18 protein-coding genes and 1 pseudogene are annotated in these 13,375 nt (G+C 68.9%); 15 read left to right on the plus strand and 4 right to left on the minus strand.

Annotated features, from left to right (window positions below; translation table 11 throughout):
* Position 1: 1 nt before the first annotated feature.
* The 3 genes and pseudogenes from ACH4VX_RS13305 to ACH4VX_RS13315 all read left to right on the plus strand — a co-directional run bounded on the left by ACH4VX_RS13305 (position 2) and on the right by ACH4VX_RS13315 (position 2,941).
* A complete protein-coding gene (locus ACH4VX_RS13305; RefSeq protein ID WP_398367503.1) occupies positions 2–1,627 on the plus strand; it encodes a YifB family Mg chelatase-like AAA ATPase in 1,626 nt (541 codons plus the stop codon).
* Positions 1,624–2,433, plus strand: a pseudogene (locus tag ACH4VX_RS13310) (DNA-processing protein DprA); the annotation flags it as partial. The gene ACH4VX_RS13305 and the pseudogene ACH4VX_RS13310, both read left to right, overlap by 4 nt.
* A gap of 220 nt (positions 2,434–2,653) precedes the next feature.
* A complete protein-coding gene (locus tag ACH4VX_RS13315; RefSeq protein WP_398367504.1) occupies positions 2,654–2,941 on the plus strand; it encodes a hypothetical protein in 288 nt (95 codons plus the stop codon).
* Here ACH4VX_RS13315 and ACH4VX_RS13320 read toward each other — a convergent pair.
* Positions 2,938–3,123, minus strand: a complete 186-nt coding sequence (locus ACH4VX_RS13320) for a hypothetical protein (RefSeq protein ID WP_398367505.1) — start codon at positions 3,121–3,123, stop codon at positions 2,938–2,940. The genes ACH4VX_RS13315 and ACH4VX_RS13320 overlap by 4 nt on opposite strands.
* A 114-nt stretch (positions 3,124–3,237) precedes the next feature.
* Between ACH4VX_RS13320 and ACH4VX_RS13325 the strand changes: the two genes are divergently transcribed.
* Positions 3,238–3,489 carry a GntR family transcriptional regulator gene (locus ACH4VX_RS13325; protein WP_398367506.1) on the plus strand — a complete coding sequence of 84 codons (252 nt, stop codon included), beginning with the start codon at positions 3,238–3,240 and terminating at the stop codon, positions 3,487–3,489.
* A gap of 112 nt (positions 3,490–3,601) precedes the next feature.
* Here ACH4VX_RS13325 and ACH4VX_RS13330 read toward each other — a convergent pair whose 3' ends face one another.
* The 3 genes from ACH4VX_RS13330 to ACH4VX_RS13340 all read right to left on the minus strand — a co-directional run bounded on the left by ACH4VX_RS13330 (position 3,602) and on the right by ACH4VX_RS13340 (position 5,119).
* Positions 3,602–3,835 carry a hypothetical protein gene (locus tag ACH4VX_RS13330; RefSeq protein WP_398367507.1) on the minus strand — a complete coding sequence of 78 codons (234 nt, stop codon included), beginning with the start codon at positions 3,833–3,835 and terminating at the stop codon, positions 3,602–3,604.
* A gap of 409 nt (positions 3,836–4,244) precedes the next feature.
* On the minus strand, positions 4,245–4,832 hold the full coding sequence (locus ACH4VX_RS13335) for a hypothetical protein (protein WP_398367508.1): 588 nt from the start codon (positions 4,830–4,832) through the stop codon (positions 4,245–4,247).
* Positions 4,833–4,921: 89 nt separating this feature from the next.
* The gene (locus ACH4VX_RS13340) at positions 4,922–5,119 is read right to left on the minus strand and encodes a hypothetical protein (protein WP_398367509.1); all 198 of its coding nucleotides are present in this window, start codon (positions 5,117–5,119) and stop codon (positions 4,922–4,924) included.
* Between the two features lie 765 nt (positions 5,120–5,884).
* Between ACH4VX_RS13340 and ACH4VX_RS13345 the strand changes: the two genes are divergently transcribed.
* The 11 genes from ACH4VX_RS13345 (at position 5,885) to ACH4VX_RS13395 (ending at position 13,348) form a co-directional block, all read left to right on the plus strand.
* Positions 5,885–6,118 (plus strand): helix-turn-helix domain-containing protein, encoded by a 234-nt coding sequence (locus ACH4VX_RS13345; RefSeq protein WP_398367510.1) that lies wholly within the window; start codon positions 5,885–5,887, stop codon positions 6,116–6,118.
* A 159-nt stretch (positions 6,119–6,277) separates the two neighbouring features.
* Positions 6,278–8,599, plus strand: coding sequence for a phage/plasmid primase, P4 family (locus tag ACH4VX_RS13350; protein ID WP_398367511.1), 2,322 nt, complete (start codon positions 6,278–6,280; stop codon positions 8,597–8,599).
* Positions 8,600–9,336: 737 nt separating this feature from the next.
* Complete coding sequence (locus ACH4VX_RS13355) at positions 9,337–9,543, plus strand: helix-turn-helix domain-containing protein (RefSeq protein WP_398367512.1); 207 nt, start codon at positions 9,337–9,339, stop codon at positions 9,541–9,543.
* Positions 9,540–9,782 (plus strand): NUMOD4 domain-containing protein, encoded by a 243-nt coding sequence (locus tag ACH4VX_RS13360; RefSeq protein WP_398367513.1) that lies wholly within the window; start codon positions 9,540–9,542, stop codon positions 9,780–9,782. Before ACH4VX_RS13355 ends, ACH4VX_RS13360 begins: the two co-directional genes overlap by 4 nt.
* Positions 9,779–10,102, plus strand: a complete 324-nt coding sequence (locus tag ACH4VX_RS13365; RefSeq protein ID WP_398367514.1) for a hypothetical protein — start codon at positions 9,779–9,781, stop codon at positions 10,100–10,102. Before ACH4VX_RS13360 ends, ACH4VX_RS13365 begins: the two co-directional genes overlap by 4 nt.
* The gene (locus tag ACH4VX_RS13370; RefSeq protein WP_398367515.1) at positions 10,092–10,664 is read left to right on the plus strand and encodes a hypothetical protein; all 573 of its coding nucleotides are present in this window, start codon (positions 10,092–10,094) and stop codon (positions 10,662–10,664) included. Before ACH4VX_RS13365 ends, ACH4VX_RS13370 begins: the two co-directional genes overlap by 11 nt.
* On the plus strand, positions 10,657–10,809 hold the full coding sequence (locus tag ACH4VX_RS13375; protein WP_398367516.1) for a hypothetical protein: 153 nt from the start codon (positions 10,657–10,659) through the stop codon (positions 10,807–10,809). The genes ACH4VX_RS13370 and ACH4VX_RS13375 overlap by 8 nt, the downstream gene beginning before the upstream one ends.
* On the plus strand, positions 10,806–11,333 hold the full coding sequence (locus ACH4VX_RS13380) for a hypothetical protein (RefSeq protein WP_398367517.1): 528 nt from the start codon (positions 10,806–10,808) through the stop codon (positions 11,331–11,333). Before ACH4VX_RS13375 ends, ACH4VX_RS13380 begins: the two co-directional genes overlap by 4 nt.
* A 485-nt stretch (positions 11,334–11,818) precedes the next feature.
* Complete coding sequence (locus ACH4VX_RS13385; RefSeq protein ID WP_398367518.1) at positions 11,819–12,271, plus strand: hypothetical protein; 453 nt, start codon at positions 11,819–11,821, stop codon at positions 12,269–12,271.
* Between the two features lie 315 nt (positions 12,272–12,586).
* Positions 12,587–13,084: a hypothetical protein gene (locus ACH4VX_RS13390; protein ID WP_398367519.1), complete on the plus strand. Its 498-nt coding sequence runs from the start codon at positions 12,587–12,589 to the stop codon at positions 13,082–13,084.
* Positions 13,085–13,141: 57 nt separating this feature from the next.
* Positions 13,142–13,348 carry a hypothetical protein gene (locus ACH4VX_RS13395; RefSeq protein ID WP_398367520.1) on the plus strand — a complete coding sequence of 69 codons (207 nt, stop codon included), beginning with the start codon at positions 13,142–13,144 and terminating at the stop codon, positions 13,346–13,348.
* Positions 13,349–13,375 lie beyond the last annotated feature (27 nt).

The following is a 13,375-nucleotide window of genomic DNA, read 5'->3' on the forward strand; positions in this document are numbered from 1 at the left end:
CATGGGGTTCGCGCGTACGTGCTCGGTGACGCTGGTGGGCGTCGAGGGCGTGGTAGTGGAGGTCCAGGCCGACCTGGAGCCCGGGGTCGCGACCTTCACACTGGTGGGGCTGCCGGACAAGAGCCTGACGGAGAGCAGGGACCGGGTCAGGGCGGCCGTGGTCAATTCCGGCGGCGAGTGGCCGCAGAAGAAACTCACCGTGGGACTCAGTCCGGCATCGGTCCCGAAGGCCGGCAGCGGTTTCGACCTGGCGGTCGCCTGCGCCGTGCTCGGCGCCGCCGAACGGATCGATCCGAGGGTGCTCGGCGACATCGTCATGATCGGCGAGCTGGGTCTTGACGGCCGGGTGCGGCCGGTGCGCGGCATCCTGCCGGCCGTACTGGCCGCGGCCGACGCGGGATACGAGCAGGTGGTGGTGCCCGAGTGCGCCGCCGCCGAGGCCTCGCTGGTGCCGGGCGTGTCCGTCCTGGGCATCCGCAGTCTGCGCCAGCTGATCGCGGTCCTCACCGACGAGCCCGTACCGGAGGAGGACACCGAGGAGCAGACGCGGCCCGACCCGCTGCTGGCGGGGCTGCGCGCCCCGGGCACCGGAGCGGACACCGGGATGCACACCGTCGGCGCGGCGTCGCACGACCAGGGCCATGACCTCGCGGACGTCGTGGGCCAGCTCTCGGCGCGGACGGCCGTGGAGGTGGCCGCGGCGGGCGGACACCACCTCTTCCTGGAAGGACCGCCGGGGGCCGGCAAGACCATGCTCGCGGAGCGGTTGCCGTCGGTCCTGCCACCGTTGGACCGGCAGGCCTCGCTCGAGGTGACGGCCGTGCACTCGGTGGCGGGACTGCTCCCCCCGGGCAAACCCCTGATCGACACGGCCCCCTACTGCGCTCCGCACCACTCGGCCACCATGCAGGCACTCGTCGGCGGTGGCCCCGGTACGGCCCGGCCGGGAGCGGTGTCCCTCTCGCACCGGGGCGTCCTCTTCCTGGACGAGACACCGGAGTTCAGCAGCCGGGCGCTGGACGCCCTGCGGCAGCCGCTGGAGGCCGGGCACGTGGTCATCGCGCGCAGCGCCGGTGTCGTGCGCTTCCCGGCGCGCTTCCTGATGGTGCTCGCCGCCAACCCGTGCCCCTGCGGGCGCTTCTCGCAGACGAACGAGCAGTGCGAGTGCCCGCCCTCGGCGATCCGCCGCTACCAGGCCAGACTGTCCGGGCCGCTGCTCGACCGGGTCGACCTGCGGGTCGAGGTCGACCCCGTCAAGCGCACCGAGCTGATGGCGAGCGGCGCCCGGGGCGATACCACCGCCATGGTCGCCGACCGGGTGCGGACGGCCCGGGACCGCGCCGCGGCGCGGCTCACCGGTACCCCGTGGCGCACCAACAGCGAGCTCCCCGGACGGGAGCTGCGCAGCCGCTGGCGCGCCGCCCCCGGCGCCATGGACGACGCCGAGCGGAGCCTGGAACGGGGCGTGCTCACCGCCCGGGGCCTCGACCGGGTCCTGCGGGTCGCCTGGACCGTCGCCGATCTGACCGGCCACGACCGGCCCGACGCCGCGGACGTCGCCCTCGCCCTGCAACTGCGCACCGGCGTTCCGCGCGGTGTGCCCATGGCCATCGGGGCGGGGGTGTGAGCGCCGTGGACGGATCCGACGACGAACTGCTCGGCCGGGTCCTCCTCACCCGGGTCATCGAACCCGGTGACGAGACCGGCGGGCGCTGGGTGCGGGAGCTCGGTGTGGACGCCGTGGTGCGACGGCTGCGGGAACGGGGGGATCCGCTGCCGGGAGCGAGCGGCAAGCGGTGGGCCGGGCTACTGGCCCGGGCCGAGCGGGCCGAACCGCGCGGGGACCTCGCCGCCGCGCGGGACGCCGGCGTGCGCTTCGTGGGTCCAGGCGCCCCGCAGTGGCCCGGGCAACTCGACGACCTGGGCGACGCCCGGCCGCTCGGGCTGTGGGTGCGCGGGGGAGCGGACCTGCGGATGTGGGCGCTGCGCTCGGTCGCCGTCGTCGGCGCCCGCGCCTGCACCGAGTACGGCGCCCACATGGCGGCCACCCTCTCCGCCGGCCTCGCCGAACGCGGCTGGATCGTGGTCTCCGGCGGTGCCTACGGGATCGACGGCGCCGCCCACCGCGGCGCCCTCGGCTCGGGCGGCGCCACCATCGCCGTACTCGCCTGTGGAGTCGACCGGCCCTACCCGCGCGGACACACCGGGCTGATCGGCAGAATCGCGGAACAGGGACTGGTCGTCGGCGAGTTGCCGCCCGGCGATCACCCGACACCCAGCAGATTCATCCTCCGCAACAGGGTGATCGCCGCTCTCACCCGGGGCACCGTCGTCGTCGAGGCCGCCCACCGCAGCGGCTCCCTGGCGACCGCCCGGGCGGCCCGCCGGCTGGGACGTCACACGATGGGAGTGCCCACACCTCTTTCCGGGGGTGCCACTCTGGCTCCGATCCGGTTCCGGGTGGCCATCGCCGCCTGAGCCCACGGACGGCCCTCCCGCCGCCCAGAAGACCGCCCCGGGGCCCGAGTGCCCGGGGCGGTCTTCTGTGTCCAGGGAGAGCCACGGAGACCCCACGACGGGCCCCACGGCCCGATCTGGCCATTCCGGGGGATCGCTGTACAGACCAGCGCATTCCGGCCTTATGATCCTCGCCATGACGACACAGAACCCCAACCAGCCTTGTGCCTGCGCCCGTTACTCGTTCGAAGTGCTCGTTCACGAGGGCTCGACCGGCGAGGCGGTGTGGCAGGCGAACACAACCGAATGCACCGCCACGACCCAAAGCAAGTTCGCCCCAGGACATGACGCCAAGCTGCGGTCGCTGCTGGCCCGAGCCCAGGCCGGTGGCCACCCCGTACGTCAAGTCAGCGGGCGCGCAGTGGTCATCGCTGATGCGGCCACGGCCGCCGCTGCCCTGGGCTGGTCCGACCTGACGCCTTAGCGGCGCCGCAGCTCGCCCGGTGTGCCCTCGCCCTTGCACTTCCAGCAGCGGCACAGCGGCCACCGCGTATCGATCAGCGGCAGATTCGGCATCGTGTCGATCGACCACTCCCGCGCGCTGACCTCGTGCATCTCCTTGGTGGCGGCGTTGTACCTGAGCACTCGAATGCTTAACCCCGTCATGGTGGCCCCCTCGTTGCGCTGACCAGGACTTATCGCGCTTATCGCGTGATCGAGTGTACGCGTGCTCTGGTGCTCGCGGTAGCACACCGTAGTGAGTGTTCGTATGTTCGCGACATGGGTGATCTTGAGCTGGACCGCAGCCGACCGATCTGGAAGCAGATCAGCGAAGATCTGGCACGCCGGATCGACGCGGGGGAGTGGGCTGGCGAGCGACTCCCCGGCCTGGTCGAGCTGTCGACGCGGTATGGCGTCGCGGTGTCCACGATCCAGAAGGCGATCACTCACCTGAAGACCACCGGGCACGTCCGCGTCGAGCTTGGCCTGGGCACGTGGCCGGTACCTCCGGCCGAACGTCAGCAGGGTTAGGCACCCTGCGCCCCGGAACGGGGCACGGAAGACCACGAGAGCCGCCCCCACGGCCGGACGCCGGGGGGCGGCTCTCTGTGCGCCCGGAGATACCGTCCCGGGCCGCGACGACCTATGCGGCGGCGGGCGGCTCCTCGTCGTCCGCCGGGACCGTCACCGGGGGCGGCGGCTCCTCGGCCTCGATTGTCTCGTTGTGCTTCTTCCTGAAGCGTTCCCACGCATCGCGCGCCCGGCTGGCGGAGTCGATCACGTCCGGGACCTGGTCGAGCAACCCCTTCAGAGCGAAAAGGGAGATCGAAGCCACGCCAGCGATGGCGAGAATGAAGAGGATGGCTGCGCCGTCCACTGATCCTGACCTTCTCTGTCATGGGTCGGATCGGTGCGCAGGCGGCCTCGATCCGAACCCTACGGTTCGGACCGAGACACCCGCGCGGACGCACGGGGCGCAAAGGTGCTCTCGGGGTGGGCTGAGGGTGTCAGCCCGGTTTTGCAGTCACTTCTTCTTAGGCACAGCACAACCCGTCTTCATAGCTGCCGTGCATCCGAGCCCCCCTCAGTGAGAGTTTCGGGAGGCTCGCCAGCTCCAACGGGTCCGGCGTCCTGGTTTCTGCGACGTGCAGACGCCCAGGTGCGGAGGGGGCCGTCAAGCGGCTCCTCAGCGCCGATAGTAGCGCAGACCGATAAGCAGTGCGGCGGTATCGGGCACAAGTCAGCCCCGGCCCGGACGAGTTGGGTCCGGCTGACGGAACGTTGGGTCAGCGGGCCGGCTCACGTCGACGGCGGCGTGTGGCCGCGAGCGTGGCCGCTTCACGGAGCGCAGCCGCAAGGCGTTCGTCGGCGGCCTTCGACTCCTCGATCGCCTGAGTGCCGACCTCGACCGCAGCGTTGATGCTCCGCTGCCTCCTCGGCCTGTCGCTCTCCGGGCCGGAATCTGCAAGCGCAAGCTCCAACCGCATGACATGGCGCAGCGAGTTCCAGAACGCCTTATTCGACTCGCTGTACGCCTGCACCAGCTCCGGCGTCGTGTACAGCATCAGCTTGGTGACAACCAATCGGAACTGCTCGTCCTGGTGGCCGGGGTCGAGACTTTCCGGGCTGAAGCCGCTGGGCACCCGCCGTAGGGACCAGGCGGTGTCGCGCGTATCGCCGTGAGCGACCATCTTCCGGTGCGCTTCCTCGATCGCGTCGGCCCTGCGCTCCCAGACCTTGAACTCGGTCTCGCGGTCGCGGGTCGCGCGCTGGGTGAGGCTGGCCGACGCCAGGGTGGCCATCGCCCCGATGACGGCCCCGAGCAACCCGGCACCGGTGCTGATCAGGGCGAGGGTTACCGGTGTGATCGTCACAGGATGAGCGTAGGCACGGGTGTGACGCCATGAGGGTGAATCGGGCGAAGCCCCGGAGAGCCATCGTGGCCTCCGGGGCTCCCGCCCGTTCAGAAGACGCCGAGCGCTGACAGCACCACCACGGCCAGCGTCAGCGAGCCCCCGAACACGCCGCCGCCAAAGATCACCGACTTACGCTTGGGTGTTCCCGGGTCGTGGTTCAGGAGAGCTGCCAGCCCTCCGACGATGACGGAGAACAGGGCGCAGGTGACGACGATGAGCACCTTGACACCGAGAGAGAGATTCAACGGTCCGAGTACCTTTCTGGTGATCGGACCTTCGGCACGTAGCGCTCAGCCCGACCACCACGTGATGTACGTGAGGTCATGCTGAGGCCGTACCGACGTCAGGCTCTCGGTGCCTTTCCAGGGCCTACTTAGGAAACCTTCACCCTCTGACTGTGCGCATCCTGTGCGCCTGGCTTCTGGCATGACGTCCCGAGGAAGCTTGCTCAGGATCGCGGACGTTTCTGCGGCCCAATTTCCTTGCACTGCGACTCGGTCCGAACTGGTCCATCAACTAAGGACGGCCAGCTACTCAACCTCACGGAGATGTCGGGTACTCCGCTCGCAGCACGGACAACCGTACCTGAAAAAACGAGAGTTGGGTGGCCGGGCTCTCTGTGGGGTCTCCCCGGGCCTCGTGCTGGCGGGTACGGCCGGACGCCCCGGGCGGGGGCTCCAGGCCGCCGGAGACCCCACGGGAGGCCGCCGCTGGGTATGCCCGTGCCCGCTGGCCGGAGCCCTGGACGGCCGGGCGTCATGTTGAGCCCCCGGGTGCTCGCCGGCCATAACCTCCCGTGCTTGGCGATCACGAGTCGTGACAGCCGCGGAGAGGGTCGACGACCCCGAGGGGACTTGCGTCAACCGCAAATTGCAGCAGGTGTAAATCCCGTGCTCCACTGGGTGTAGCCGGGCGGCACAGCCCCCGGCCAGGGCCCCGCTTCGGCGGTGCGGCCCGAAGATCCCCGCCGTGTTCGGCACGTCCTTGCCAGACCTTCGACGGGAACCCCAATGCTTACTCTCGCGTTCGATCCTGACGCGCTGCGCCGAATCCGGCAGGAACGCGGCATGACCCAGCGGGACCTTGCCGAGGCGCTCGGTGTCACCGTGCCCACGGTCTGCCGCTACGAGACCCACGTCAGCACGCCGTCCATGGACGTCATCGACCTGATGGCGCAGGCCCTCGGCGTCGACTTCTTCGACCTGACGAACCGCCCCGTCAGCCGAGAGCTGGTGTCGGCCTGATGGACATCAAGGACGCGCGCCCCATGACGGAGTCCGAGCGCCGACGCCTCCTCCGTCTCCTCTTCGGCAAGCAGCAGCCGAAGTAACCCACCCCCGAACACAGCTCAGCCCCCGGGTCCTGGCGACCAACCTGACCGGGGGCTGTGTGGAGGTACCACGATGAGCTACACCACGAGTACAACACCCGCTTTGGATCTGGCGCAAGCGGGGGCTGACCTGGCCACCAACCCGTACCAGGCGTACGAGCTGTACCGCTCGGCCGGATGGCTCGGCACGTTGCCGATCCCGTACAAGAAGAAGACCTTTCCGCCGTCCGGATTCACGGGCGAGCAGGGCAAGTTCCCGACCGACGCGCAATGCGCGGCCTGGCTCGGCGAGTACAAGGCGGCGAACATCGCGCTGCGCGTCCCTGAGGGCCTGGTCGGCATCGACATTGACCAGTACGTCAAGGACGGCAAGCAGAAGCGCGGAGCTGAGAACCTTCGGGCGATGGCGGAGCGCGAGGGCTTGAGCCCCCTTCCGGCTACCTGGTCGAGCACTCGCCGCGACCCCGACGGCCCGGCGCGCATCCGATGGTTCCGGGTGCCCAAGGGCATCAAGTTCGACGGTCAGCCGGTGGAGGACGTTGAGATCGTCCAGCACGGCCACAGGTACGCGATGGTCTGGCCCTCGGTCGCGCCGGGGGATGAGTCCGGCGAGTGGTCGCAGTACGCCTGGTACGACCCGGAGGGCGCGGAGGCCACTCACGTCCCCGGGCCTGACGAGATGCCTTGGCTTCCGGCTGACTGGGTGGAAGCGCTCCGCGAGGTTGAGCACCGGCCTGCTCGCGGGTCGGCGTCGGTCGGCGGCAAGGCCACGTCGAGCCTCCAAGAGCTGATGGCGCTTCCTGCTGACGCCTCCGGGCGCAATAACGCCTGGTTGACCAAGGTGGCCGGGCACCTCGCCCGGCTGCACGAGGACGACCGGGACACCTACTGGGCGCGGCTCGAAGAGGCCGACCAGGCGTCGGACCGTCCGCACCACCCGACCGCGTTTCGGAAGACCGCCAACAGCGTCTGGCGCAGGCACCAGGAGAGCCGGGAGGGCCGCAAGATGACCAACGAGACCACAGGAGGACTCGACCTCGTGCCCTCTCCGTTCAAGCCGGTGAAGGTTGCCCGGCTCTGCCTCGATCAGATCTGGACCGTCCAAGGTGCCTGCACGCTGCACCGCTGGCGCGGCTCGTGGATGTCCTGGACCGGCGCGCACTGGCGCGACGTCGAAAGCCAGTGGGTCAGCAGCAAGGTTCAGGACCGCCTTGAGGACGCCAAGTTCCTCGACAAGGGCGAGAACGACGACAAGCCGCTGTTGAAGGACTGGGACCCCAACAACGCCAGCGTGAACAACGTCGTGAGCGCGATCAAGAACATCACGCTTCTGGACGAGGAGACCGACTCCGGAACCTGGCTCGACGCCCGGCCCTCCGGCCGGATGGTCGCCTTTCAGAACGGGCTGTTGGACATCCGCACCCGAGAGCTGGTGGCCCCCACCCCGGCCTTCTTCAACACCACCTCGCTCCCGTACGACTACAGCGACGCCGACGCCGCGCCGGGCGAGTGGCTGAAGTTCCTGCACTCGATCTGGCCGGACGACAAGCAGTCCGTCGAGACGCTGCAAGAGTGGTTCGGCTACGTGCTCTCGGGCCAGACCGACCTTCAGAAGGCGTTGATGATGGTCGGCCCCACCCGGTCCGGCAAGGGCACCATCGCGACCGTGCTCGAAGCGCTCGTCGGCAAGCAGAACGTCGCTGGTCCGACTCTGTCGAGCCTGGCCACGAACTTCGGCCTTCAACCGATGCTCAACAAGACCTTGGCCATCATCGACGACGCCCGCTCTCCCAAGCGGGACCGCGAGGTCATCCTTGAGCGTCTGCTGTCCGTGATCGGTGAGGGCATCCTGACCGTGGACCGCAAGAACCGCGATCAGTGGATCGGGCGCATTCCGGCCCGGCTGGTCCTCCAGTCCAACGAGCTTCCGGCGTTCGCCGACAGCTCCGGGGCCATCGCTGGCCGGTTCGTCATCCTCACCATGGCCAAGTCGTTCCTCGGTCAGGAGGACACCGGCCTGAAGGGTCGGCTCCTCCAGGAGATCCCGGCCATCCTGCGTTGGGCTCTCGATGGACTCGACCGGCTGACGCAGCGCGGGTACTTCCTTGAGCCCGAGGCGTCCGGAGACGCTCGCGCGCTGCTCCAGGAGTCCACCTCACCGATCAAGGCGTTCATGGAGGACTGGTGCCGTCTCGGCAGCGACCTTGAGGTGCCCAAGAACCACCTCTTCGAGATCTGGAAGACGTGGTGCGAGGTACGCGGGTTCAAGCCGGGCAGCATCTCCACCTTCGGTAAGCAACTGGTCGCCGCTGAGAACTCCATCAGCAGTCGCCGGGAGCGGCCCCGGAACAAGCCGACGGTTCACTACTTCACCGGAATCTCGCTGATCGAGTAGCCGTCATCTGGCACGCCACATATGGCACGCGGCCACCCCTGCGCCGACCTCGCAGCCGCGTGCCATATGTGTAACCCGGGCGTGCCATATCTCGTGCCATATGACGTGCCATATGACGAGAGCTTGCGCGAGAGGAAAGCCTCGCAGGCCAGCGGGGGTGCAGGGCCCTGCGTGCCATATGTGCCATATCTCGTGCAACGTACTCAGTTCTTACGAGGGGCGCGCTCTCCGGGGCGACGAGACCACGGTGCGCACGCCATATGGCACGTATGGCACACCTGGCACGGCGGTTTGCCGCTGTGGACCGGAGCGCGGGAGTGGCCCGGTCCACGCCTGTCTTGGCGGGTCAGGAGGGCTGAGGCCCGGGACGGTATCCCGGAGGGCACGAGAGGGGCCCGGCGGCACGAGGGCCCCGGGGACGGCACGAGAGGCCGCCGGACGGCCAGAAAGACCCCACGACGACACCAGGGCACGGCAGCCGGTGGCCCCCGGGAGCGCCCAGGCTCGCTGAAGGCCGGCGAGCACCTTGCCGCCAACATGCGTGAGCCCCCAACCGGACGCCCGACGAACGGTTGGGGGCTCTGCTTCGGGCGGTTGGTCCACCCAGGGGGAAGTGGTGGACCCGCGACTTCCCCCGGAGTCCAGAAAAGCAGCCGCCGAGACCCCTGTCTATTTGCCGTAAACGCAACCCCCGATGGGTATTTCTCGGGCGGTATCACTCCTGATTCCATAGAGGTATGGACGCCGGACAGAAGTTGCGGCGGTTTCGTGAGCAGCTCGGTTTGTCTCAGCGGGCGGTGGCCGACGAACTCGGCACGACGCACGTGGTGATCGGCCGCTGGGAACGCGGCTATTTCAAGCCCAACGTGACGAGCCTTGCCAAAATCGCTGCATTCATGGACTGCACGATTGACGACCTGATCAAGGAGGAGGTGACCGAATGAGCCAGCCGGTCATCACCGAGGAATGGCGCAAAGTGCCGGGGCTGCGACCCATCTACGAGGTGTCGAACTTCGGAGAAGTGCGGAGCAATAGCAGTGTGGCCAAGGGGCAATTGCTTAAGGCTAGGGTGCACGAGTTCCACGGGTTCCCACAGGTCCGGATAACCGACCCGAGGGGGCGGCGCCGGTGGTTCCTGGTGCATGAGCTGGTGGCCAGGGCTTTCCCGGAGGGGGAGAAATGAGTTTTGAGATTGCCGAGCCCGGGTGGGTGGCCATCGGGCGGGACGACGTGACCGGCCGCATCAGCGTGAAGCATGTGGGGTTCTTCGAGGTCGATGACGAGGGCATAAGGCCGCTGGTCAAAGACCACGAGGGGGTGTTCTGGGAGCCGGGACCGGAGACCGTCGAGGTTATCAAGACGGACCCGCTGCACGCGGCCAAGCTGGCATGGATGCACAAGCTGGCGGGGATGGCCGAGCGGGCAACGACCTCGGCGGAATTCGACGCGGTCGAGGGGCTGGCGGACTTCGTAATGAACTGGGAGCCGCGCAATGGCGGCTGAACTGATCCCATTTCAACCGGAGCCGGAAAAGGGGCGAGGGTCAGACGAACAACTGGTAGACCTTACGTACGAGGAACAGCAAATTCTCGAATATTGCCGCGAGGGCAAGGGGCGAAATGAAATCGCCAAACTGACGGGCTTGTCCACCTGGAAAGTCAGCACGGTTGCCGCAAGGCACGGGCACTACTTCGGCCGGGCCGAGTGGCTGAACGTCGCCAACAGGGTTCGCGCGGCTCAGCTAAAGGAGCGCAGGCAGCGGCTGGCCGCTCAACTCGTAGACACCGCCGAGCTTTATGCCGACGCCCTGTCGGGGGTCGGTACGCCCAAGGACGGCCAGCTCGTGGCCAAGGCGTTGCGAGACATTCTCGAATCGTCCGAGCTGCTCAGCCGAGGCAGCGAGGAAGAGACCGCCGAAGACGCCAAGGACTTCCTGGTCGATCTGCACGATCAGTTGGGCAGGGTGGTCGACGAATTCGAGGCGCAACACGGCGTTCCCTTCGCCAGCGAAGAGGCACGTCGAATCATCGAGCAGCAAGCGCAAGAGGAAAGCAGCAATGAGTGACGAACCCTTGACCGTCGACGAATTGCGGATGCTGTACCGCCGCCGGGCGGGTGGCCACGTCCGGACCGACGACCACACCATGACCGACGCCGAGTTCCGGGCCATCCGGCAGGGCGTCACCGACACCACCGAGGAGCAGCAGTGACCGACGACCTGATGACCCGCGCCCGGCAGGCGATCGAGGCCGAGGAGACCGCCCGGCTGGAGGCCAAGGCCGCCGAGCTGGCCAGCGCCGACGACCGGGCCCGGCTCCAGGCCGAGCAGGAGGCCAGGCGCCAGCAGGCCCGCGAGACCGCGACCAAGGCCCTGAACGCCCCGGGCGTCACGCTGCCGGACCTCGCCCGGCAGTTCGACACCGCCGTGGCCGCCCTGGTGGAGCTGGCCAAGGCCGCCGACCAGCGCAACCGCGTGATCCAGGAGCAGGCCACCGCTCTGGCCGCCGCCGACGTGTTCGGGGCGAGCAGCCGTGGCGGCAGCGCCGTGGACCTGGACGGCGAGATCCACTCGATCCGGGACGCCAAGCCCGCCGAGCTGCTGGCGCGGGCGGTGGCCGTGGCCGCCAGTGAGGTCGGCACCCCGGGCAACGGCCTGAAGCAGCTGGCCAGCGACCTGCTGCCGCACTCCGGCCCGCTGGCCCGCCGCACCGCTGTGGAGCGCGCCCAGCGGTAGGCCCGTCGTGGGGCGGGACGGGGGTCCGGACGGCCTCCCGTCCCGCCCGGGGCCCACGGGCCCGGCCAGCCCCGGAGAGATCCAGGGAGAGCCGCCGGGAGCCGGAGCCAGAACGACACCCGGAACAGGCGTCAGCCCGCCTCTTCCGGGTGACACTCCTCGGTCCGCTCGGACCCCCGGCCGGGTCCGCTCGGACCCCCAGGCGGACCCGGCCTGATCGGCCCGATCCTGCCGACCGCGCAAGCCGAGTCCGGACCAGGTCCGGCCGGGTCCGAATTCGGGGCCCGGACCCAGCTCGCAGGTCCGGACCGACCTCGACGACCCAGCAAATCGGATCCGGGCCGACCACCGGACCCGAACACAGGTGAACCCCGGATCTCACCGCCAAGCAAATTCCGGGGTCCACCGCCCACCAAATGACCTCCGAGGTCACCGGCTGCCCTTCCAGCAAAACACGGGCGGCAGGTGGCCGGAAGGGACCACCAATGGCCACCGCCAAGGCGTTTCAACCGGAATTTAAGACGCGCGACGGAAAGCGCGTCAGCTTCGGCGCGAACTACACCCACGACACCAAGGCAAAGCGCAGGGCAGGACTCACCAAGGCCGGTCGGCCGAGGGTGGCCACCGTGGGCGCTGGCACGGTCGTCCGGCGGCCTCGGCGGTGGGTGCCCTGGGCCGTCTTCGGCGTGAACTCGGCGGCGGTCGGAGGGGCGTACGCGGTCCACGAGCTGGGCCCGGTACCCGGTGGCCTGGTCGTCGGCGCAGGTCTCTGGGCGGGTTACCGGGTCGTGCGCTGGACGGCGGGGGAGTGGGCCTACTTCGCCAGCAAGGCCCGCCAGATCAGGGGTGGCCACCGTCCGGCCGAGGTGGACGACGCCAGCGCGTGGGGGCTGGAGCCGGGCACCAGCATCCCCGCCGACACGGTCAGTCGACCCTGAGCCGGCCATCACCTCTTGTGATTGTGACTGTGACTGTGGCGCGTCCCCAGAGACCCCCTCCCACCGGGGCCGTGCCCAGGCACGGGGGGTGTCCCGGTTCCAGTCACAATCACAGTCACAATTACGAGCAGTGACAAAAGGCGGCCATCACTTGCCGTGAATGACGGTGCGCGGATGGGTGTGGTCACGCCCATTCCGCGCACCTTTTTAGATTCGGCCAAATTTCAGAAATTGTGCGCTGTGCAAATCCCCTGATTTAATCGAATTCTCGGCAATTCCGCCGGGGTTCGGAATTCGGAATTAGGGAGACTGGAAATGGCCGCCAAGGACACCGCCGCGAAGAACACCACCGCCCAGGCCGAAGAGCACGCCTGCACCTGCTCGCAGTTCGCCACCGCCGACGGCCGGACGACCGGCTGCACCGCCACCACGAAGCGGCTGTTCGCTCCGGGCCACGACGCCAAGCTGAAGTCGTTCCTGATCCGCATGGGGGCCGACGGCGCCGAGGTCATCCGCACCGTGGACGGCATCACCAGCCCGGCCGACGCCCTGACCCACGCCCAGAAGTTCGCGTTCGGCCACATGGTCATCGCGGGGGTGGCCCTGGCCGGTGAGAAGGCCCGGAAGAAGGCGGAGCGGCTGGAGGCCAAGGCCGCCGCGAAGGCCGAGGGCCGGACCGCCCGCGCGAAGCAGCCCAAGAAGGTCACGGCCAAGGTCGGGCGCGCGACCTTCACCGGCCGGATGGACGGCGAGCACTTCGTCTACGAGGTGAAGGGCAAGGAGCGCCGCACCCTCAAGTTCCAGGCTGTCTGACCGACCCACCCCCGCCGGGCGGTCGGCTCAGGCCGCCCGGCTCCGAGAGGAGCCCAAGTGTTCAAGATCCAGTTCCGCAACGCGCAGGGGCGCATGGTCACCGCCCGGCTCGTGAGCCGCGACGAGACCAAGCAGCTCGCCGACAAGGCCCGGCGCGACGTGCCCGACGCCAGCGTGAACCAGCTCCGCATCCACGAGGTGGCCGTGGACGAGATCACCGGCGACTTCATCTGGGCCGACTGCACAGCCGACTTCACTCGTTAAGACGAACGGGCCCGGCCGGGGTGGCAC

It is taken from the genome of Streptomyces sp. NPDC020731 (assembly GCF_044334705.1).
In the GTDB taxonomy this organism is placed as follows: domain Bacteria; phylum Actinomycetota; class Actinomycetes; order Streptomycetales; family Streptomycetaceae; genus Streptomyces.